17 protein-coding genes are annotated in these 19,796 nt (G+C 72.3%); 11 read left to right on the top strand and 6 right to left on the bottom strand.

What is annotated here, in order from left to right; all coding sequences use genetic code 11:
* Positions 1-46: 46 nt before the first annotated feature.
* Both JNW98_RS07015 and JNW98_RS07010 read right to left on the bottom strand, forming a co-directional pair.
* Positions 47-241 carry a hypothetical protein gene (locus JNW98_RS07015; protein WP_223767208.1) on the bottom strand — a complete coding sequence of 65 codons (195 nt, stop codon included), beginning with the start codon at positions 239-241 and terminating at the stop codon, positions 47-49.
* A gap of 165 nt (positions 242-406) precedes the next feature.
* Positions 407-1,462 (bottom strand): hypothetical protein, encoded by a 1,056-nt coding sequence (locus JNW98_RS07010; protein ID WP_223767207.1) that lies wholly within the window; start codon positions 1,460-1,462, stop codon positions 407-409.
* A 121-nt stretch (positions 1,463-1,583) separates the two neighbouring features.
* Here JNW98_RS07010 and JNW98_RS07005 point away from each other — a divergent pair, with 121 nt between their 5' ends.
* Both JNW98_RS07005 and JNW98_RS07000 read left to right on the top strand, forming a co-directional pair.
* The gene (locus JNW98_RS07005) at positions 1,584-1,763 is read left to right on the top strand and encodes a hypothetical protein (RefSeq protein ID WP_223767206.1); all 180 of its coding nucleotides are present in this window, start codon (positions 1,584-1,586) and stop codon (positions 1,761-1,763) included.
* A 180-nt stretch (positions 1,764-1,943) separates the two neighbouring features.
* Entirely contained in the window at positions 1,944-3,524 is a 1,581-nt protein-coding gene (locus tag JNW98_RS07000) for an FAD-binding oxidoreductase (RefSeq protein ID WP_223767205.1), read from the top strand.
* Between the two features lie 66 nt (positions 3,525-3,590).
* Here JNW98_RS07000 and JNW98_RS06995 read toward each other — a convergent pair whose 3' ends face one another.
* The 3 genes from JNW98_RS06995 to JNW98_RS06985 all read right to left on the bottom strand — a co-directional run bounded on the left by JNW98_RS06995 (position 3,591) and on the right by JNW98_RS06985 (position 7,399).
* Positions 3,591-4,325, bottom strand: a complete 735-nt coding sequence (locus JNW98_RS06995) for a phosphatase PAP2 family protein (protein WP_223767204.1) — start codon at positions 4,323-4,325, stop codon at positions 3,591-3,593.
* A gap of 191 nt (positions 4,326-4,516) precedes the next feature.
* Positions 4,517-5,521, bottom strand: coding sequence for a bifunctional lytic transglycosylase/C40 family peptidase (locus JNW98_RS06990; protein WP_308015510.1), 1,005 nt, complete (start codon positions 5,519-5,521; stop codon positions 4,517-4,519).
* 180 nt (positions 5,522-5,701) lie between these two features.
* Positions 5,702-7,399, bottom strand: a complete 1,698-nt coding sequence (locus tag JNW98_RS06985) for a serine/threonine protein kinase (protein WP_223767202.1) — start codon at positions 7,397-7,399, stop codon at positions 5,702-5,704.
* 213 nt (positions 7,400-7,612) lie between these two features.
* Here JNW98_RS06985 and JNW98_RS06980 point away from each other — a divergent pair, with 213 nt between their 5' ends.
* Together JNW98_RS06980 and JNW98_RS06975 are read left to right on the top strand one after the other, a co-directional pair.
* Positions 7,613-8,209: a cysteine hydrolase family protein gene (locus JNW98_RS06980; protein ID WP_223767201.1), complete on the top strand. Its 597-nt coding sequence runs from the start codon at positions 7,613-7,615 to the stop codon at positions 8,207-8,209.
* Positions 8,206-9,174 (top strand): GlxA family transcriptional regulator, encoded by a 969-nt coding sequence (locus JNW98_RS06975; protein WP_223767200.1) that lies wholly within the window; start codon positions 8,206-8,208, stop codon positions 9,172-9,174. Before JNW98_RS06980 ends, JNW98_RS06975 begins: the two co-directional genes overlap by 4 nt.
* A 21-nt stretch (positions 9,175-9,195) precedes the next feature.
* On the opposite strand, the gene JNW98_RS06970 is transcribed toward JNW98_RS06975, so the two are convergent.
* Positions 9,196-10,764 (bottom strand): serine/threonine-protein kinase, encoded by a 1,569-nt coding sequence (locus JNW98_RS06970; protein WP_308015509.1) that lies wholly within the window; start codon positions 10,762-10,764, stop codon positions 9,196-9,198.
* 402 nt (positions 10,765-11,166) lie between these two features.
* Between JNW98_RS06970 and JNW98_RS06965 the strand changes: the two genes are divergently transcribed.
* The 7 genes from JNW98_RS06965 to JNW98_RS06935 all read left to right on the top strand — a co-directional run bounded on the left by JNW98_RS06965 (position 11,167) and on the right by JNW98_RS06935 (position 19,697).
* Positions 11,167-11,475, top strand: coding sequence for a DUF8827 family protein (locus tag JNW98_RS06965; RefSeq protein ID WP_004955155.1), 309 nt, complete (start codon positions 11,167-11,169; stop codon positions 11,473-11,475).
* 262 nt (positions 11,476-11,737) lie between these two features.
* Positions 11,738-12,613 carry a DUF8175 domain-containg protein gene (locus tag JNW98_RS06960; RefSeq protein WP_223767199.1) on the top strand — a complete coding sequence of 292 codons (876 nt, stop codon included), beginning with the start codon at positions 11,738-11,740 and terminating at the stop codon, positions 12,611-12,613.
* Positions 12,603-14,015, top strand: coding sequence for a hypothetical protein (locus JNW98_RS06955; protein WP_223767198.1), 1,413 nt, complete (start codon positions 12,603-12,605; stop codon positions 14,013-14,015). Before JNW98_RS06960 ends, JNW98_RS06955 begins: the two co-directional genes overlap by 11 nt.
* 2 nt (positions 14,016-14,017) lie before the next feature.
* Entirely contained in the window at positions 14,018-15,571 is a 1,554-nt protein-coding gene (locus tag JNW98_RS06950) for an SCO6880 family protein (RefSeq protein ID WP_223767276.1), read from the top strand.
* A gap of 54 nt (positions 15,572-15,625) precedes the next feature.
* Positions 15,626-17,059: an ATP-binding protein gene (locus JNW98_RS06945; protein ID WP_223767197.1), complete on the top strand. Its 1,434-nt coding sequence runs from the start codon at positions 15,626-15,628 to the stop codon at positions 17,057-17,059.
* A 2-nt stretch (positions 17,060-17,061) separates the two neighbouring features.
* Entirely contained in the window at positions 17,062-18,618 is a 1,557-nt protein-coding gene (locus tag JNW98_RS06940) for a type VI secretion protein (protein ID WP_223767196.1), read from the top strand.
* A gap of 116 nt (positions 18,619-18,734) precedes the next feature.
* On the top strand, positions 18,735-19,697 hold the full coding sequence (locus tag JNW98_RS06935; RefSeq protein ID WP_223767195.1) for a hydroxyacid dehydrogenase: 963 nt from the start codon (positions 18,735-18,737) through the stop codon (positions 19,695-19,697).
* The last annotated feature ends 99 nt before the right edge of the window (positions 19,698-19,796 follow it).

Below are 19,796 nucleotides of genomic sequence, written 5' to 3'. Positions count from 1 at the left end.
GGTTCGAAACCGGTTCAAGCCGAGGAACGGGCCCCGGGGGCCCCGCTCAGGCGTCCGCGTCGCCCGGCGGCGCCGGACGGCGGGGGTGGGACCGTACGACTCTCAGCACCTCGTCGATCCGGTCCTGGCTCAGCCGGTCCTCGGCCGCGCCCGTGGCGGCGATCATCAACTCGCCGTAGAGGTCGATCTCGACGAGGGCCACGGGATCCGGACCGGGCGACGAACCGCGCCGCGAAACCACGTGATTCACCTCCTCGGGCCTTGCGTGTCGGTACAGGCGTACTGGCCGCCGGCCGGGCACCCGGCCGGGCGTCTTACGAGGGTCCGGTTTCCAGATTAGTGATCGGTACACACGCCGCGCATGGCACAGAAGGACCATTTCCATGGCCAGGCGGGCCCGACTCCGCTATTTGCGGGGGGACGCGACCGTCCCCGCATAAATATCGCCGGACGCCGGGAGGCGGATGTCGGGCGTGGATCCGTACGAGGTGAGTTCGACCGTGGAGACCACGGTCATCGGCGCTCCGGCGCCGGGAGCCGGTCCGCCGGCCCGTGACGGAGCGGTCGCGGGGGCGGACGAGACGGCGGCGGCCTCCGCGACCGTACGCGCCCCGGCCCCGGACGGCGTACGAGCCGCGGCAGCACCGGCCTCCCCTCCCCCGCCCGCCTCGCCCGCCTCCCCCTCCTCCGCGACGCTGAACCGGTAGCGCAGGACGCGCGGCCGGCCCGCGTCGTCGAGGAAGGCGTCGAAGGCCACGGTCCCCGAGGAGAACCCTTTCGCCGCCGCGGCCAGCGCCGACCGGTCGCGGGCGGGCGCCCGGCGCGCCGCCTCGGCCAAGTCGATCTTCCCCCAGTAGTGCCGCACGGGGACGCCGTCCACGCCCTCGTCCCGCGCGGAACTCACCTCGCGCGCGCCACCGAGGAGTTCGACCGCCGCCAGCGGGTCCGTCGCGCCGCTGGTCAGCAGGTCGCCGTCGGGGAGAGCGGCCGTCTCCAGGCGCACCCACTTGTCCTCGGGGACGCCCGCGCCCCGGTTCTTCATGTACAGCGCACCGGGCGTGAACACCTCGGTGATCGGCCGGTGCTCGGCGTCCCCGCGGGCGTCCTCGGGCACCAGCACCGTCAGCCTGCCGACGGGCCGGGCGAAGTCGTAGTCGCCGGCGCCCCGGATCATCAGCCGCGTCCCGCCGCTCTCCGTCTCCATGGAGGTGTGGACGCGGGCGCCGCCGGCGCGGACCAGGGCCTCCCGCGCGCCGCGCAGCGCCTCGGCCACCCCTCCCGGCAGGCGCGCGTCGGTCGTCCGCACCACCTGCCGCACGCCCCCGCTTCCACCGCCGAGCGCGGCCCGCGGCTCCTCGGCCGGCTCCGGCTCGTCGCAGCCGGTCACCAGCAGCCCGAGGGCGAGGCCGCCCGCCACCGCCGTGGCCACCGCGGCCCTGCGTCCGTGCCCCTGCACCGCCATGACCGTCAGCTCCCTGCCGCGCGCTGGTGGAACCCGTTCTCTTCCAACGACCGCGTCCGGGCCGCCGTCACGGTCCCGGGGAGGCGGCGACCGCGCCCCGGCGGGCCGGTAGCGTGGTGGTGTGTCCGAGACGCACTCCGTACCGCACCCGGTCCCCGCCGCCGAACACCGCGTCACCACCGGCGAACGCGGCTCCTTCTGCACGGCCCGCTGCACCTGCGGCTGGCTCGGCCCGGCCCGCCGGGCCCGCTCCCTCGCCCGCCACGACGCCGACGAGCACCTGGCGCACGTGGGCCACTAGCCACCCTCTCGTCAGGTCTCATCAGAGTCTTCAGGTCTCATCAAGATCCTCGGGTCTCATCAGGATCCTCAGGTCTCATCAGGGTCGCCCCCGGGCGGAACCGTTCCCCCCATCCTGATCATCTGTTCCTAACGTCGGACGGGTATCAGGGCACACGGGAACAACGGGGGCGAACGCACCATGGACAGGCGCACACTGCTGACGGCCGCGACGGGACTGACGGCGGCGGCCTGGGCCGCGCCCGGCCTCACCGGCGGCACGGCGACCGCGGCGCCGGTGACCGCCGGGGCCGCCGCGGCCCGCACCACCGGCCGCACCACCGCCCGTAGCGCCAAGGTCCAGGCGTCCGACTGGACGGCGCTGGGCAAGGGCCTCAAAGGCGGCCTCATCCGCCCCGGCGACGCCGACTACTCCACCGCCCGGCAGCTGTACAACACCCGCTACGACGGGCAGCGCCCGGCCGGCGTCGCCTACGTGGGCGGCACCGCGGACATCGCCGCCTGCCTGTCCTTCGCCCGCCGCTTCTCCATACCGGTGTCCATACGCAACGGCGGGCACAGCTACGCGGGTTGGTCGGGCGGAGACGGACGGCTCGTGCTCGACGTCTCGCGGCTGAAGACGATCCGCACCCCCACCTCGTCCTCCGCCGTCATCGGCGCCGGCGCCAAGCTCATCGACGTCTACACCGGCCTGGCGGCGAGCGGCGTCACCATCCCCGCGGGCTCCTGCCCCACGGTCGGCGTCTCCGGCCTGACCCTCGGCGGCGGCCACGGCGTCCTCTCCCGGGCGTACGGCCTGACCTGCGACAGCCTCACCGGCGCCACCCTCGTCACCGCCGACGGCAAGACCGTCGAGTGCGACGCCAAGCGCAACCCCGACCTCTTCTGGGCCCTGCGCGGCGCCGGCAACGGCAACTTCGGCGTCGTCACCGAACTCCGCTTCCGCACCCGCCGCGTGGGCGACGGCGTGACGGGCTACGTCTCCTGGCCGTGGGCCAAGGCCGCCGACGTCATCCGCGCCTGGCAGGAGTGGGGGCCGACCCAGCCGGACGAGATCTGGTCCGCCTGCGACCTGTCCGTCACCCCCGGCCGCACCCCGCGCATCGCCGTCGCCGCCTTCTCCCTCGGCACCAAGAGCGGCCTCGCCAACGCGCTCGACAAGCTGGCCGCCAAGGTCGGCGGCGGCAAGGCGAGCATCTCGGTGCGCAGCCGCTCGTACCTGGACAGCATGCGCCGCTACGCCGGCTGCGCCGACCTGACGCTCCCCCAGTCCCACCTGCCGGGCCGCACCCCCGGCCGGGACAAGGCCGGCAAGCTCGGCCGCGAGACGTACGCCGCCCGCTCGGACTTCTACGACCGCTCGCTGACCACGGCCGGCATCCGCACCCTGCTCGACCAGACCGAGCGGTTCGGCCGCAAGGGCGGGGGCGGCGGCGGGTCGATCCAGCTGACGGCGCTCGGCGGCGCGGTCAACCGCGTCAAGCCGCTCGACACGGCGTTCGTGCACCGGCGGTCGCGGTTCCTGGCCCAGTACCTCACCTCGTGGGGGGCGTCGGCCTCCGGCGGACCGCAGGTCGCCTGGCTGGACGGCGTCCACGCGGCCATGCGCCGGTACGCGTCCGGCGCCGCCTACCAGAACTACGCGGACGCCGGGCTGAAGGACTGGCGCCGGGCCTACTACGGGGACGCGGCGGACCGGCTGACGAAACTGAAGCGGCAGTACGACCCGCAGCGGGTGTTCGACTTCGCGCAGGCGCTGTAGGAAGTGAGCGGCCCGGCCTCCTGTCCTTCGGGAGGCCGGGCCGCTCACTTCCACTGTCCGCGCCGCCTACGCGGCCAACCCCTTGTCGTGCCGCTGAGGCTGACGCCCCGTGACTCCACCACCGTCCGGCTCCTCGGCCAAGGCCACCGGCGCGGGCGCGCTCCGCGACCGGACGAGCCATCCGGCCCGCGTGGCGGCGACCCGCCCGGCCAGCGGCGTCAGCAGCATCATCGCCAGCGGGGCGAGCAGCAGCACGACGGCGGTGCCGAGGGCGAGGCCGCCGATCACGTCCGTGGGGTAGTGCACGCCCATGAAGACGCGGCAGAAGCCCTCGAGGAAGGCGAGCCCGATACCGACCAGCCCGTACCGGCGGTGCGCCACGAACAGGCCCACGCCCAACGCCATGGTGAGCGTGGCGTGGTCGCTGACGAACGAGAAGTCCGTCTTGCCCTTGACCAGCACGTCGAGCCCCTGATGCTCCAGGAACGGGCGGGGGCGCCGGACGAAGCCGCGGATCGGCACGTTGACGAGCAGCGCCAAGCCGGCCGCCAGGGGCGCCCACAGCAGCGCGGCCACCCCGGCCGGGGCGTCCGGGCCGCGGCGCACGCTCCACCACGCACACACCATCAGAACACCGAGCCCGAGCACGATTCCGTACTCGCCAACGAACTCCATCGTGCGGTCGAGCCAGCCCGGGGCGTCCTTGGCCAGCCCGTTGATGTCGTAGAGCAGGCCGACGTCGGGGCCCGACGAGCCTCCCTTGGCCTCCGCCAGGGGATGGACCGCCTCGTGTCCGGGCATGTGGTGCCCCCTTATCTGTCGCCTGTAGCTCGGTGCAGCTGCCAAACCCCCGTGGTCCGTGCGCCCATGGTGAGGCGCGGCTCGCCCACCCCCATGGAACGCGCCTCTCCGACCCGGCGTTCCGCTCTCCACCCAATGATCACCAGGACGTTATCCAAGGGTGACCAGGGACGGAGCAGGAGGCCCAGGGTTCACACGCCGTTCGGCCTGGGCAACGCTTTCGCCCCCGCATCCGTCACGCGCGTGGCACCGATGTAATCCGGGGTATCGATTTTGTCGAACCGGTTCACGGCACCCGTGTGCGGCGCGTTGATCATGTAACCGCCGCCCACGTACAGCCCCACGTGATGGATCGAACGCGGGTCGTTCAGGTTGTGCGCGAAGAAGACGAGATCCCCCGGCATCAGCTCGTCCCGCTTCGGGTGCGCCCCGGCGTTCCACTGGTCGTTCGCGACGCGCGGCAGCTCGATCCCGACGGACGCGTACGCCGCCTTCGTCAACCCGGAGCAGTCGAACCGCCCCCCGTCCTCCTTCGTCCCGTCCCCGCCCCACAGGTACGGCTTCCCCAACTGCGCCTGAGCGAAGTAGATCGCCCCGGCCGCCTGCTGCGAGGGGGCCACGCGGCCTACGGGGCGTGCGAAGCTCTTCTCGAGATCACGGATGGATTTGACGTAGCCCTGGGTCTCGGTGATGGCGGGGACGCCGCCGGACTGGATCACCCGGTAGGGGCCCGCGTTGTACGCGGCGAGCATGTTGTTGGTGGCGTCGCCCCCCACGCCTTTGACGTCCTTGGCCAAAGCACAGTCATACGTGGCTGCGGAGGCGATGGCATCCGCCGGCTCCCATATGTCCGGTCTGCCGTCACCACTGCCGTCGACGCCGTAGCGGGCCCACGTCTCGGGGATGAACTGAGCCAGTCCGAGCGCCCCCGCGGGACTCTTCGCGTCCGGCTTCCAGTTGCTCTCGGTGTAGAGCTGCGCCGCCAGCAGGGCGGGGGTGATGGCCTCGCACAGGTTGCCCCACTTCTCCAGGAACGGCTGGTACGCGACGGGGACCGCGCCTTTCGCGAGCCCCACCGCACCGCGTGCCCCGCTCCCGATGCTCGAGGCCACGCTGAACATCGCGAAGAAGAGCAGCCCGAGGAGGCTCAGGCACATTCCGATGCCGACGCCGACGCCCACCCACCACTTGCGCACCCCGCGATTCTCCCCCACTGGCCCGTCATGTACCCGTAGTTCAGGGGAGGATCAGGGGAAGCCACAAGGTGGCTCAGGGGCGCCCCCGAGGGCATTCCCGCGCATTTGCCGCCTTGAGGCCGCGCGCCCCGCTCCGGCGGCCGCGAATACCCCGGCGCGGCCGCCTTTCCAGCACCGGAGTCACTCGACGAGGAAGCCGCCGCACGCGAAGCTCTTGTACTGCTGCGGGCCCCTGACGTGGAGGAAGTTCACCGTCCAACCACCCGGGTCGTTGGTGACCGGAACCCGTGTCGCCTCGGTCTTCCCCCGCACCGTCCTGCCGAAGTCATCGGGAAACGTCAGGTACACCCACTTCTGCGGGTCGTCGCCGAAGAGGTTCACCGGCTTGCTGGTGTACCCGAGATCGAGGTTTCCGATGTTTCCCTGGTGCGGGTTCGGCTTACCGGTCTCTTCGTCGATCCAGTGGGGCGATTTGACGGCCACCGAGACGTAGTACGGCTTCTCGAACTTGCCGATCAGGTACTTGAGGCGGAATCCGATCCTCACCTTCCCCGGAGGCGTGTCCCCGTCCGGATTCTGCGGATCGGAGATGGAGGTCTGGAGGTTGTCGAGACCTTCCTCGGGCGGCTCGGTGCACTGGCCCTCGAAGGACAGACCGCCTTCCTTGTGCTGCCAGGAGCCTCGATAGCTGTCCGCCTGCTCCACGTACGCGGGCGGCACCTTCGGTCCGCCGCCGCCCGACACCCCGGGAGTCGCCCGGCCGGTGCCCTGCGCCACGACTTCGGGCTCCTTGCCGTCATCGCCGCCGTCCGGCCGCAGCACGCCGTACGCCGCGACGCCACCGACCACCGCCGAGGCGACGGCCGCCGCCGCGTAGGCCGACCACCGGCGCGGACGCCTCGGCGGCCCGGCCGGCTGCGGCGGCACGTACGTCGGCGTGTACGCGCCCCCCGGAGCCCCCGCGGCCCCCAAGGGCCGCTCGGGTATCAGGCCGGCCGCCAGCGCCGCCGGGACGTCCTCCGGGGCGCTCTCCCCGAGAGCGGCGACCGCGCGGTACACCGGATCGTCGACGAGGGAGGACCTGACAGCACAGCGCTCAATGACTTCGGAGAGGGCGGGACGCGCGGCCGGGTCGGCGGCCGTGCAGGCGCGGACGAGGTCGGCCAGCCGCGGTTCGAGTCCGGCCGCGTCGACCTCGCCGTGTACGACGCGGTAGACGACGGACTCCAGGGACCCCTCGCCGTACGGAGGACGGCCCGTCGCCGCACAGGCCATGGTCGCGCCGAGGGCGAACACGTCGGCGGCGAACGACACTTCGTTCCGCGTGATGACCTCGGGCGCGGTGTAACCGGGGGTACCGGGCGCGATGCCGGTCCGGGTGAGGGCCGTCTGCTCGGCGCCCCGGGCAATGCCGAAATCGATCAGCTTCGGACCGACCGGCGACAGGATGATGTTGTGCGGCTTGAGGTCGCGATGGGTGATCCCATGCCCGTGCACCTGCGCGAGCGCCTCCGCGAGGGCGGCGAAGAGCCGGAAGCAGGTCTCCGGCGGCAGCGGCCCCCGCTCGCCGGTGGCCCGCGTCAGCGTGGGGCCCGGCACGTACTCGGTGGCGAGCCAGTACGGCACCGTCTCCAACGAAGCGTCCACCAGGTTGGCCGTGTACGCGCTGCGGACCGCCCCGACCGTCGCCACCTCGCGCCGGAAGCGCGCCGACGCCTCGCCGGACTGGGCGAAGTCCTCCCGGATCACCTTGATCGCCAACTGCCGCCCGCCGGGCGACCTGCCCAGGTACACCTGGCCCATGCCGCCGCTGCCGAGCCGGGCGAGGAGCGTGTGCGGGCCGATGGCCGGGGGATCGTGAGGGCGCAGGGGTTCCACGGCCGAGACTCTGCCACAGGGCCGGGCGATTTCGAACGGGGAGGGGTGGGGCGGGAGTTAACGGAGCGAGTCACTCCGGTTGGGGGGCCGACCGGACGCCCCCGAGCGCCCGACCCGCCCTCGGGACGACCTCTCCGCTCGTGACCGGATCGTTCCGCCCCCAGGCCCGATCAAGCCTTCAGCAGGCCCCCTCCCGCCCCGCAGGATGAAGGCATGAACAGCGCACTCATCGTGATCGACGTCCAGGAATCCTTCCGCCAGCGGGCCAACTGGGCCGCCACCGACAACCCCGACATCGTCGAGAACGTCAACCGCCTGGTGGCGGCCCAGCGGGCCAAGGGCGAGCTGGTCGTCTGGATCCTGCACTCCGAGCCGGGCAGTGGCAGCGTCTTCGACCCCGAGCTCGGCTTCAACCGGCCGATCGAGGGGCTGGAGCCGGCGGCCGGCGAGCCCGTCCTCGTCAAGTCCTCGCACAACGCCTTCACCACCACCAACCTCCAGCAGCTCCTCACCCAGCAGGGCGTCCGCGAGGTCCTGATCAGCGGAATCCGCACCGAGCAGTGCTGCGAGACGACCGCCCGCGTCGCCTCCGACCTGGGCTACGACGTGACGTTCGTGACCGACGCGACCGCCACCCACCCCATCGAGCACTGGGACGCCCCGAAGGGCCGCACCCTGGAGGAGATCCTCGCGGACCCGCGTACGCTGACCACCGACGCGATCGTGGCCCGCACCGAGTACGCCCTGGCGGGCCGCTTCGCGCGGATCGCCACCGTCGACGAGGTGACCAAGGAGCTGACCGGATCGTGACGCGCGTCGTCTTCCTTCTCGTGCCCCGGCTCCACCTGCTGGACCTCGCGGGCCCCGCCCAGGTCTTCTCCACGGCCGACGACCTCGGGCACCCCTACGGGATCACGTACGTGAGCGAGCGGGAAGACGTCCCCACGGCACAGGGCATCACCCTGCGCGCCGGCACCGACTGGCCCGTGCTGACGCCCGACGACCTGGTCGTGGTCCCCGGATGGCGCACCCGCGCCCTCCGGGAGCCCGTGGGCATCCCCGGGCCGCTGCTCGACCGGCTCGTCGCCCACCACGACGCCGGCGGGACGGTGGCCAGCATCTGCGCCGGCGCGGACGCCCTCGGCCGGGCCGGCCTCCTCGACGGCCGGCGCTGCACCACCCACCACGACGTCCAGGACCAACTGGCGCGGCGCTACCCCAAGGCGCACGTGGTGCGCGACGTGCTGTACGTCACCGACGGGCGGATCATCACCTCGGCGGGGATCGCCAGCGGCATCGACCTCGCCCTCCACCTCGTCGCCCTCCGCCACGGCGCGGCGAGCGCGGCGCGGGTCGCCCGGGAGATGGTCGTCTTCGCCCGGCGGAACGGCGACGACCAGCAGCACAGCGCGATGCTGCGGCACCGCGCGCACCTCAGCGACGCCGTCCACCACGCGCAGGACCTCATCGACTCCCGCTACACCTCCGTCCTGCGCCTCTCCGACCTCGCCTCCGCCGTCGGCCTCAGCGAACGCTCCCTCACCCGCCACTTCACCCACGCGACCGGACTGACGCCCCTGCGCTACCAGCAGGAACTGCGGCTCGAACACGCCGAACACCTCATAGCCCAGGGCTCGACCGTGGAATCGGCCGCGCGGGCCGTCGGCTTCCAGGACGCCCGGATGCTGCGCCGGCTCAGGGGCAGGACGCAGCCCGGCCCGGGGCCGGCGCCGGCATCGGCACCCGCGCGCACAGCGGTGCCGGCTCCCGCTTAGGCCGGCCCACCGGCCGGGGCGTCAGTCGTCGTCCCCGCCGTCGCGGTCATCGCGGTCGCCCTCGGCGTCCTGCGCGTCGTCGGCGCTCGTGCGTCCGCCGTGGCCGCCGTGCCGCGCCGAACCCTGCCCGGACTTCCCCGCCTTCTCCCGCTTCTCCTTACGGTCCCCGCCGGTCTTGTCCGTTCCCGGGACCGGCCGACCGCCTCCCTGCGGCAGTCCGGGAGTGGCCGCGGGCGTCACGCGCCGCGCGCCGCCCGCGTCACCGGTGTCACCAGCGCCACCGGTGTCACCGGCGTCGCGCTGGAGCCCCTCGCTCATCTCTCCCGTGCGGCCGCCGTCCGGGCGGCCCCCGCTGCCGTCGTCGCCGTCGGAGGCGAACAGGGACGCCCCGATGACCGCCGCCACGGCGAACGCCACCACCCCCGCCGCCGCTCCGGCCAGCGCCTTGGGACTGCGCAGCCCCCGGCCCGGCCCCTTGCCACGGCCGCCGTCGGCCCGTCGCCGCCCGGACACGGCCGGGGTCGTGCGCGTCGCCGGCGAGCCCGGCAGGGCGTACGTCGTCACGCTCTCCTGGTGCGGCGGCGCCAGGTGGCCCGCCGACGCGAACGGGGTGCCCACGGGACCGTTGGACGGCATCGGAGGTACGCCCCCGGCCGGCGCGGAAGGGAAGGCCGCCGGCGCCGCAGCATGAGCGCCGACGGGAGGCGCCGTGGCAGGAGGCGTCATGGCAGAAGGTGCCGGCACGGGCGGTGCCATGGCGGGTGCGAACGGCTGCCGGTCGCCGCGCCAGGCCCCGCTCGCGAACCAGTCGGCCACCTCCTGCGCCGAAGGCCGCGCCTCCGGCTCCTTGGCGAGCATGCGGAGGAGGTAGTCGTCCAGGGCGCCCGACACCTCGGCCCGGTGCTCTCGCGGCGGCACCGGCGGGGTGTCGACGTGGAGGTAGAGGAGCGCGGTGGGGCTCTCGGCCCAGAACGGCGGCTGCCCGACCAGCAAGTGGTAGAGAACGCACCCCAGCGCGTAGACGTCCGACGCGGGCCCGGCCACGCGCCCCAGCGCACGCTCGGGAGCGAGATAGGTGCTCGTGCCGACGATCTGCCCGGCCCGGGTCAGCCCGGCCGACGTCTCGTCTACGAAGCGGGCGATGCCGAAGTCGCCGATCTTCACCGTGCCGCTGCGGTCCAGCATGAGGTTGCCCGGCTTCACGTCGCGGTGGACCACCCCCTGCTGGTGGGCCGCCGCCAGCCCGGCCGCGGCCTGCGCGGCGACGTCGGCGACCCCGGCCGGCGACAGCGGTCCGCGGGCGGCCAGCTGCTGGGCCAGGCTGGGACCGTTCACCAGCTCCATCACCAGGTAGAAGCGGCCGTCCCAAGAACCGAAGTCGTAGACCGAGACCACTTGAGGGTGATTCAGGCGAGCCGCCGTCTGGGCCTCCAGCCGGAAGCGCTGGGCGGCGGAGTCGTCGCCGTCGTCGCCCAGGAGCAGCTTGACCGCGACCTGACGCCCCAGCACCTCGTCCTGCCCGCACCAGACTTCGCCCATACCGCCACGGCCGAGCATCTCCCCCAGCCGGTAGCGTTCGGCAACCAGCACCCCAACCACCCTTGAACTCGACGCACCCCACGGCCCAGGCGATGAGTGCGATGAACGCGATGAACCGGCCCCGCCACCGCCCTCCGCGGCGCGTGCGAGAACGGCCCCCACAGCCTACCGACCACACCAACGGATCCCCGAACATCCGTACACCCCCTGCCCTCACGCCCATTGCCCGCCGTGGGCATGCGTGATACACAGAGTCACCATAGGGCTACCCACTGACAACGGCCGGCGGACCGCGCGGCCACGGCGGCCGGATCTGCCGTCGGCATATGCGGGCTCCGTCAAAAAATGCCGCCAAATCGACATGCAAGTGCGGCATCGTCGGCGAAGATAGGTACCGACCTTTGCCGTGCGGCAGAGGCGGCGCAACTACCCTCTAGGGGCGGTGAGTTACGAATGTTCTTGGCAGCCGGAAAAGGCGACATCAACACCATTATCGGTGGAATCGCCCCGAACTGGGGGCCGTTCGGCAGCCTGGGCCGGGAGGCCCGGGTGATGATCGAGGTCATCATGGCCGTATCGATCCTGCTCTGCCTCGCCATCGCGATCTGGGGCGCGGCGAAGCAGCGCATCGGCGCGACGGCGCTCCGCGACACCTTCAGCGCGGAGCAGGGCAAGGGCCTCATCGTCGCGGGGCTGACCGGTGTGTTCATCATCGGCTCGCTCGGCACGCTCTTCACGATCGTCTACGGCATGGCCGTGTGACCCGATGGTCCGCCGGACCCGGCCGCCCCGGCCGGCGGACCACCGGCGCGCTCCGGCCCGGACGGCCCTACCCACCGCCCCCCGGCGCGCCCGTACGGTGCCACCACCCCGCGCGAACCCGCTCACCCGCGAGTCCCCCCACCCAAGGCTGCTTCCTGATGCCCCCTCACTCCCTCAGGCCCTCCCCCCGGAAACCGCCCGCACCGCTACCGTCGTCTCATGGCGGCACGCCCGCGACGACGCATGAGGGAGCAGGCACGCGATGAGTCTCGGTGACGACGGCTACCGAAGCGGTCAGGGCTCCGGCGGCGACCACGGGGGTTACGGCGGGTACGACGCCGACGACCACCACCTCACCCGCACCCGGCTCCCCGAGGGCGAGGTCGACCCCTACGCCCCCCAACGCCGCCCGGTCCGCCCCAGCCGCAACCTCATCACCATCGTCGCGGTGGTCGTCCTCCTCATCGCCGCCATCGCCTTCGCCAACCGCGGCGGCGGCGATTCGTCGTCGGACAGCGACGACGGAAACGCGGCGAAGGGCGGCGGCAGCAGCGCGACGGCGCCGTCGGGGGTGAAGCCGGTGGAGGGGAAGAGCGGGGGGATCGCCTCCGGGTTCGGGCACGACGAGCAGGGCGCCCAGTCGGCAGCGGCCAACTTCGCCGTGGCACTCGGTTCGACGGACATGTTCAACGTGGACAAACGCCACGACATCGTGAAGACCGTCATGGCGCCTTCCTCGGTGGACAAGTACCAGAGAACACTGGACAGCGCCTATTCCACGGCCTTCTTCAAGAACCTCGGGCTCAATGACGACGGCACGACCCCGAAGGGCTACACCTTCGTCTCCCGCACGGTCCCCGTCGGCACCAAGGTCACCAAGGCCGGCGACGACAACCCGACGGTCGAAGTCTGGTGCACAGGGCTCGTAGGGCTTGCAGGGCAAGGCTCCACCAAGCCGGTGGCCAACAGCTGGTTCACCATAAGCATGCAGCTGAGCTGGACGGGCGGCGACTGGAAGGTCGCCGAGCACTCGCAGACCCCAGGGCCGGCCCCGGTCAATGGAGATGATCCGGCATCCGGTGCGGATGCCATCGCCAACGCCGTGAAGGGGTACGGAGGGTTCACCTATGCCAGGTAGGCGCACTCGACGTGCCCTCTCGTTCACATCCGTCTGCGTAGCAGTGCAGACGACCGCTGTCCTCCTCTCGGCCCGGGCCTTCGCCGCTCCCGCCCCCCCCACTCCCACCCCGGGGGGCAGCACCACGCCCTCCCCCGGGGGCTCCGGCACGCCTTCCCCGGGCTCGTCCACGACGCCGTCGCCGAGCGGCAGCCCCTCACCGGGGCGCACGAACGACCCCTGTGACCTGATCCACGGCCCCGCCCGCCAATACTGCCAATCCCCCACCGACAAAGCCCCCAAAGGCCCCCCCGACACCGCCAACGCCATAGACCCCGCCGCCGCCCTCGCCAAGGGCTGTGCCGAGGCCGCGCAGTGGACGGTGGAGAAGCTGTCGGAAGCCGTGAAGAACACGAGCAACGTGGACTTCACGAACGGCACCTTCCTCCGCCAGTACGCCGTCGTCTTCGCCGCGTCGACGATCCTGACGCTCGTCCTCTGGCTCCTGGCAGTCGCCAAGCGCGCCGTGCGCGGAGTGCCGTTCACGGAGGCGGTGACGGAAGCGGTGGGGTTCCTGTGGCTGACGGTGCTGGCCTCAGCCTTCACGCCGCTGATCCTCTACACCGTCGTCCAGGCCACGGACGCCGTGACGGAGGCCATCGCGTCCGGCACCGGAGCGAAGAACGAGCAGTTCTTCAACTCGTTCTCGCAAGCCCTCAAGAAGGGCGACGGCATCGGCGGCGGCCCGATCATGCTGATCGTCGTCTCCCTCGTCTCCGTCCTCGCCGCCGGCGTGCTCTGGCTGGAGCTGGTGATCAGGGCGGCCCTGCTCTACGCGGGCGCGCTGCTCGGCACGGCGGTCTACTCGGGGCTCGTCGACAAGAACATGTGGGGCCACGTCCGCCGCTGGGCGGGCATCATGATCGCGGTGATCCTGGTGAAGCCGATCATCGTGATCGTGCTGGCCCTCGCCGGAGCGCTCTCCTCCGGGCAGGGCCCGAAGGAACTCTCCGCCGTCGTGTCCGGCCTGGCGATCATCATCCTCGCCATCTTCTCCAGCGCGATGATCTACCGCTTCGTCCCCGGCTTCGGCGACGAGATCATCAGCAGCCGCAACGCCAGCAAGGACGCCGCGTCCCGTCAGGCGGCGGCCGTGATCTCCTCCCCCGCCAGCCTGGTCAAGCAGGGCATCACCACCCACAGCGCCCGCGGCAGCGGAGGCGGGGGCGGAGGCGGCGTCCAGCCCGCCCGTCCCGCGAACCCCGTCTCCGGCGGCGTCGCCGCCCACAGCGCCCGCCGCCCCCCGACCGGAGGCGGCGGCGCACCCGGCGGCGGCACCCCAGGCGGAGCCACCCCGGCACCGCGGCCACAGAGCACGCGGGCACAGAACAACGGCAATACCTCTGGAGGTGAGCGGAGTTGACGATCGAGGCGCAGTCCCCGCCGGTCGCGGCCCGCCGTACGTATCTGATCGGCCGGGCCCGCCCCAACGCGGTCGTCGGCAAGAACCGGGAGACCGGCGAGATCGGACTGATCATCGCGGGGGCCTTCCTCGGCATGATGTGCGGCCTGCTGGTGCCCATCCTGCCGCTGCGGATCCTCACGCTCACCGGCTTCCCCGCCCTCGCGCTCGCCGCCGTCTACGTGCCCTACAAGCAGCGCACCTTCTACAAGTGGTTCGAGATCAACCGCAGCTACAAGCGCACCGTGCGCCGCGGCGTCACCTACCGCTCCGCCGCCGTCGAGGCCGGCACCCGGCTCGACGGACGCGAGGTGGAGGTCGGCCCGCCGCCCGGCATCGGCCGGATCAACTGGCTCTCGGCCCCCTTCGGCCCCGACGAGATCGCCGTCCTCCTCCACGCCGACCGCCGCACCGTCACCGCCGCGATCGAGATCGAGGGCCCCGGCGTCGGCCTGCGCGACTCCGAAGACCAGGAAGCCCTGGTCGAACGGTTCGGCACGCTGCTCAAGCACGTCGCCAACGGCGACGGCTACGTCACCCGCCTCCAGATGCTGGCGCGCACGCTTCCCGCCGACCCCGACGCGCACGCCAAGGACGTCGAGCGGCGCGGCGACCACAAGTCCCCGGAGTGGCTCAAGGAGTCCTACGAGCAGCTGCAGTCCATGGTCTCGACCTCCTCCGAGCAGCACCGCGCCTACCTCGTCGCCTGCATGCACTACACCCGCGAGCTCTCCGCCGAGGCCCAGGCCATCGCCCGCGCCTCCCGGCACGGCGGCGGCAAGCGGAAGCTGGACCGGGACGGCGGCCTCGCCGTCGTCATGGCCCGCGAGCTGACGGACATCTGCGCCCGGCTCGCCGAGGCCGACATCCGCGTCCGCCAGCCCCTCGGCCAGAGCCGGCTGTCGTCCCTCGTCCACTCCATGTACGACCCCGACCACCCGATCGACCACATCCAGGCCATGACCCAGCGCAACGCCTGGCCCGCCGAGCTCGACGCCATGCAGCCCACCTACCTGCAGGCGAAGACCCGCGAGTCGTCGACGCGCGAGCCGTGGTGCCACGCCACCGCGTGGGTCAAGGAGTGGCCGATGACCCCGGTGGGCGTCAACTTCCTCGCCCCGCTGCTCGTCCACACCCCGGACGTCATCCGCACCGTCGCCGTCTGCATGGACCTTGAGCCCACGGACGTCGCCATCGAGCGGATGCTGACCGAGAAGACGAACGACGACGCCGACGCCTCCCGCGCTGCCAAGATGAACCGCGTCGTCGACCCGCGCGACGTCGCCCACCACTCCCGCGTCGACCAGCGCGGCGAGGACCTGGCCAGCGGCGCCGCCGGCGTCAACCTGGTCGGCTACATCACCGTCTCGTCCCGCTCCCCCGAGGAACTGGCCCGCGACAAGCGGACCATAAGAGCGTCGGCCGGCAAGAGCTACCTCAAGCTGGAGTGGTGCGACCGCGAGCACCACCGCGCCTTCGTCAACACGCTGCCGTTCGCGACCGGCATCCGGCGTTGACCGGCACATGACCGTCAGACGCCGCAGACGACGCTAGACCTAGGGGCGACCGCCGTGCTCGATCCGCTCTCCGCCATCACCAACGCCTTCACCAGCTTCCTCTTCGGGAAGGTGGAGACGACCCGCCTGCCCGTCCGCACCTCCACCGGGCAGGCGCAGGCCGTCTACCTGCCCACCGCGGCGCCCGGCCTGGGCGACTCGGGCGTGATCATCGGGCGCGAGGTGTACTCCGGCAAGGGCTACATCTACGACCCGTTCCAGCTGTACGGCCAGCAACTGCCCGCGCCGCACTGGCTGGTCCTCGGCGAGTCCGGCAACGGCAAGTCGGCGCTGGAGAAGACGTACGTCCTGCGGCAGCTCCGGTTCCGCGACCGGCAGGTCGTCGTCCTCGACGCCCAGGGCGAGGACGGCGTCGGCGAGTGGAACCTCATCGCCCAGCAGCTCGGCATAACCCCGATCCGGCTCGACCCCATGGCCGCCCTCGACGGCGGCATCCGGCTCAACCCGCTCGACCCGTCCATCACCACCACCGGCCAGCTCGCCCTGCTGCGCACCATCATCGAAGTCGCCATGGGCCGCGGCCTCGACGAACGCTCCGGCTTCGCGCTCAAGGTCGCCCACGCCTACGTCAACGAATCGGTGACCGACCGGCAACCGGTGCTGACGGACATCGTCGAACAACTCCGCCACCCGGAAGCCGAGTCCGCGGAGTCCATGAACGTCGACATAGACGACGTACGAGCCTGGGGCCTGGACGTCGCGCTCGTCCTCGACCGCCTGGTCGACGGCGACCTCCGCGGCATGTTCGACGGGCCCACGACGGCCGGCATCGACCTCGACGCCCCCCTGATCGTCTTCGACCTCTCCCACATCGACCGCAACTCCATCGCCATGCCCATCCTCATGGCGATCGTCGGCGTCTGGCTCGAACACACCTGGATCCGCCCGGACCGCAAGAAGCGCATCTTCCTCGTCGAGGAAGCCTGGCACATCATCAACTCCCCCTTCGTCGCCCAGCTCTTCCAACGGCTGCTGAAGTTCGGCCGCCGGCTCGGCCTGTCGTTCGTCGCCGTGGTGCACCACCTCTCCGACGTGGTCGACGGGGCGGCCGCCAAAGAAGCGGCGGCCATCCTCAAAATGGCGTCGACTCGGACGATCTACGCCCAGAAGACCGACGAGGCCCGCGCCACCGGACGGGTGCTCGGCCTGCCGCGCTGGGCCATGGAGATCATCCCGACCCTGACCCCGGGCATCGCCGTCTGGGACGTCAACGGCAACGTCCAGGTCGTCAAACACCTGATCACGGACGCCGAACGCCCCCTCGTCTACACCGACCGCGCCATGACCGAGGACGGCGTCCTCGACCGCGACCCGGCCGCCGAACGGGCGGTGGCGGAACGGGCGACGGCGGCGATGGAGCGGTATCCGGACGAGGACGAGGTATACGGCACGACGCCCCGGTCGACGCCCCGGTCGACGGTGGCCTGACCGTGGCGCACGGTACGCGGCCCCCGGGGGAGCGGGGCACGGGCGGGGTACCGGACGGCCTGCTGGTCGGCACGTTCGCCTTCCTGCTGGGCGTGACGCTGCTGCTGTGGTCGGCGACGGGCCTGGCCGGCTTCTTCGCGCACGGAGACTGGCCGGCGGCCGTCAACCTCACGCATACGCCCGCCGCCCTGCGGCACCTGATGTCCGACCCGCGCGACCTCCCCACCGCCTGGCCCGACACCCCGCCGGACGAACTGTCGGGCTACGGGCTGTTCTGGGGCTTCGCGATCAGCGAGGCGCTCGTGGCCGTCGTCCTGCTGGTCTTCGCGCTCGGCACCCTGGCCCGGTGGCGCCGCGTCCGGCGGGCGCGGCGGGAGGCGGCGGTACGGGCGACCGCGGAACGCATGGCTGCGGAACGCGTGGCCGCGGAACGGACGGCGGAAGCGACCGTGCCGGACCCCACGGCGACCGAACCGCCGCTCCCCACCCCTGCGGCCACCGAAGCACCCCTGACGGCAGCGCGGCTCCCGCAGGAGCCCCTCAGCGCGACGCCGCCCGAGCCGGCCGCCCCTGCCGAAGCCGCCCCGCCCACGCCCGCCGCTCCCCCCACGCCGACCACTCCCCCGACGCCCGCTGCCAGACCCCAGCGCCTCGTCTACGGCACCGACCGCCGCTCCATAGCCGCCCGGGCGATCCTGGAGGCGGCCGGACCGGTGCTGGTCACCACCAGCGACCCCGAACTGTGGGCGGACACGAAGGACTCCCGCGCGAAGCTCGGCCCGGTCCGCGTCTTCGACCCGGGGCACCTCCTCGACACCCCCGACCGGCTCCGCTGGAACCCGGCGGCCGACTGCGAGTCGCGCGTCACGGCCGCCGCCCGCGCACAAGCCCTCCTCGCGCCCGTCCGCCCGCTGAGCTCGCTGGACTCGGTGACCGCGGAGACGGCCGAGACGCTGCTTCGCTGCTGGCTGCACGCGGCGGCCGTGGACGGCCGCCCGTTCCGGCAGGTGCACCGCTGGGCCCAGGGCACCTCGGCACACGAGCCCGTACGGATCCTCCGCACCAACCCAAAGGCCGCGGGCGGCGCGGCGGGTGAGCTGGAGTCCGCGTTGACCGGTCACCCGGAACGACGAGACATGGCGCAAGAGTTGACGGCCCGTGCGCTCAATGCGCTGTCATCAGTCCACATTCGCGATGCGTGCAATCCAAATCGGTCGGATGTGCTCGCGCTGGAATCATTCGTCGCCGAGATGGGAACGCTCTACGTGGTGGGTGAGGCGATTGAGGATCCCCGCACCCGCCCGGGTGCGATGCCCTTGCTGACCGCACTCACCGCGAACGTGGTCGAGCGCGGCCGGGGCGTGGCCGAACGGTCACCTTCCGGTCGGCTCGACCCACCACTCACCCTGGTGCTTGAGGACGTCGCGGCCGTCGCCCCGCTGCCCGCCCTCCCCGACCTCCTGGAGGACGGCGCCGGCCTGGGCCTCCCCACTCTCGCCCTGATGCGCTCCGAGGAACAGGCCCGCACCCGCTGGCCCCGCCACGCCCTCACCCACTGAGCGGCGCACGCCTCCAGCCGGCCGGACCCGAAGGAATGGCCGGATCTTCCCCCTCAGGGACAACGGCGGATGTTTCCCGTTCCACGGGGGCGGGCAGAGCGCGCTAGATGACGGTCGTGACGGATCTGCGTGTGTGCGTGACGGCGGGCCGGCAGCAGGCAGCCGCCATATTCCCTCCGGAGCTGCGGGCGGGACTCGCGCGGTGGGCGACGCCGGTCGGGTCCCTGGCGGACGCGGACGTCGTCGTCACGGGCTGGGGGACGTCTCTCGTTCTGGACGAGGAGACCCTCACGGCGGCACCCCGCCTGCGGGCGCTGGTGCACGCGGGAGGCTCGGTGCGACGGATCGTCACGCCGGCGGTGTGGGAACGGGGACTCGCCGTCTCCTCGGCCGCCGACGTCAACGCCGGCCCGGTGGCCGAGTTCGCCTACGCCCAGATCGCCTTGGCGGCGAAGAGGGCCCTCGGTGCGATGGCGGGCTACCGGCCGGGGAAGTGGCCGGTGTTCAGGGAGCGGGAGGGCGCGGACGGGCGGACCGTGGGGGTCGTGGGCGCGTCCCGGATCGGCCGGCGTGTCCTCTCCCGGCTGCGCGACGCCGAGGCGGGCTACCGGGTCCTGCTGTACGACCCGTACGTCTCCGCGGCGGACGCGTGGCGGTTGGGGGCCGAGCCCGCCGATATCCACACCCTGTGCACATCCAGTTCGATCGTCACGCTCCACGCGCCCGAACTTCCGGAGACCCGGCACCTGCTGAGCGCCGAACGCCTTGCCCTGCTGCCGGACGGCGCCACGGTCGTCAACACCGCGCGAGGCTCGCTCATCGACACGGACGCCCTGGTACGGGAGTGTGCCGCGGGCCGCCTGGACGCCTTCCTCGACGTGACGGACCCCGAACCCCTGCCCGCCGGCCACCCGTTGTTCTCCCTGCCGAACGTCTTCCTCACGCCGCACATCGCCGGCTGCCAGGGCGACGAGGTTCGCCGGCTGGGCGTCTTCGCGGTGGACGAGGTGGGGCGGCTGGCGCGGGGTGAACCGCTGGTGGGCGCGGTGCAGCGGGAGGAATGGGCGCGGATGGCGTGACGGGAAAAGCGATGCCGCGGAAACGCAAAAAAGCCGTGGGCCGGATCGTTTTCCAACGATCCAGCCCACGGCTTTATCAAATTTAGTTCGGCGGCGTCC

This window comes from Streptomyces huiliensis (assembly GCF_020037025.1).
GTDB classification, from domain to species: Bacteria; Actinomycetota; Actinomycetes; order Streptomycetales; family Streptomycetaceae; genus Streptomyces; species Streptomyces huiliensis.
Note: the sequence above shows the minus strand (reverse complement) of the source record. Positions and strands in the feature narration are given on the sequence as shown.

What these genes read in the sequence shown, in the direction of transcription:
- JNW98_RS07010 (WP_223767207.1), bottom strand. Translation starts at nt 1,462, where the DNA reads ATGGCGGTGCAGGGGCACGGACGCAGGGCCGCGGTGGCCACGGCGGTG.
- JNW98_RS07000 (WP_223767205.1), top strand. Translation starts at nt 1,944, where the DNA reads ATGGACAGGCGCACACTGCTGACGGCCGCGACGGGACTGACGGCGGCG.
- JNW98_RS06995 (WP_223767204.1), bottom strand. Translation starts at nt 4,325, where the DNA reads ATGCCCGGACACGAGGCGGTCCATCCCCTGGCGGAGGCCAAGGGAGGC.
- JNW98_RS06980 (WP_223767201.1), top strand. Translation starts at nt 7,613, where the DNA reads ATGAACAGCGCACTCATCGTGATCGACGTCCAGGAATCCTTCCGCCAG.
- JNW98_RS06965 (WP_004955155.1), top strand. Translation starts at nt 11,167, where the DNA reads ATGTTCTTGGCAGCCGGAAAAGGCGACATCAACACCATTATCGGTGGA.
- JNW98_RS06960 (WP_223767199.1), top strand. Translation starts at nt 11,738, where the DNA reads ATGAGTCTCGGTGACGACGGCTACCGAAGCGGTCAGGGCTCCGGCGGC.
- JNW98_RS06955 (WP_223767198.1), top strand. Translation starts at nt 12,603, where the DNA reads ATGCCAGGTAGGCGCACTCGACGTGCCCTCTCGTTCACATCCGTCTGC.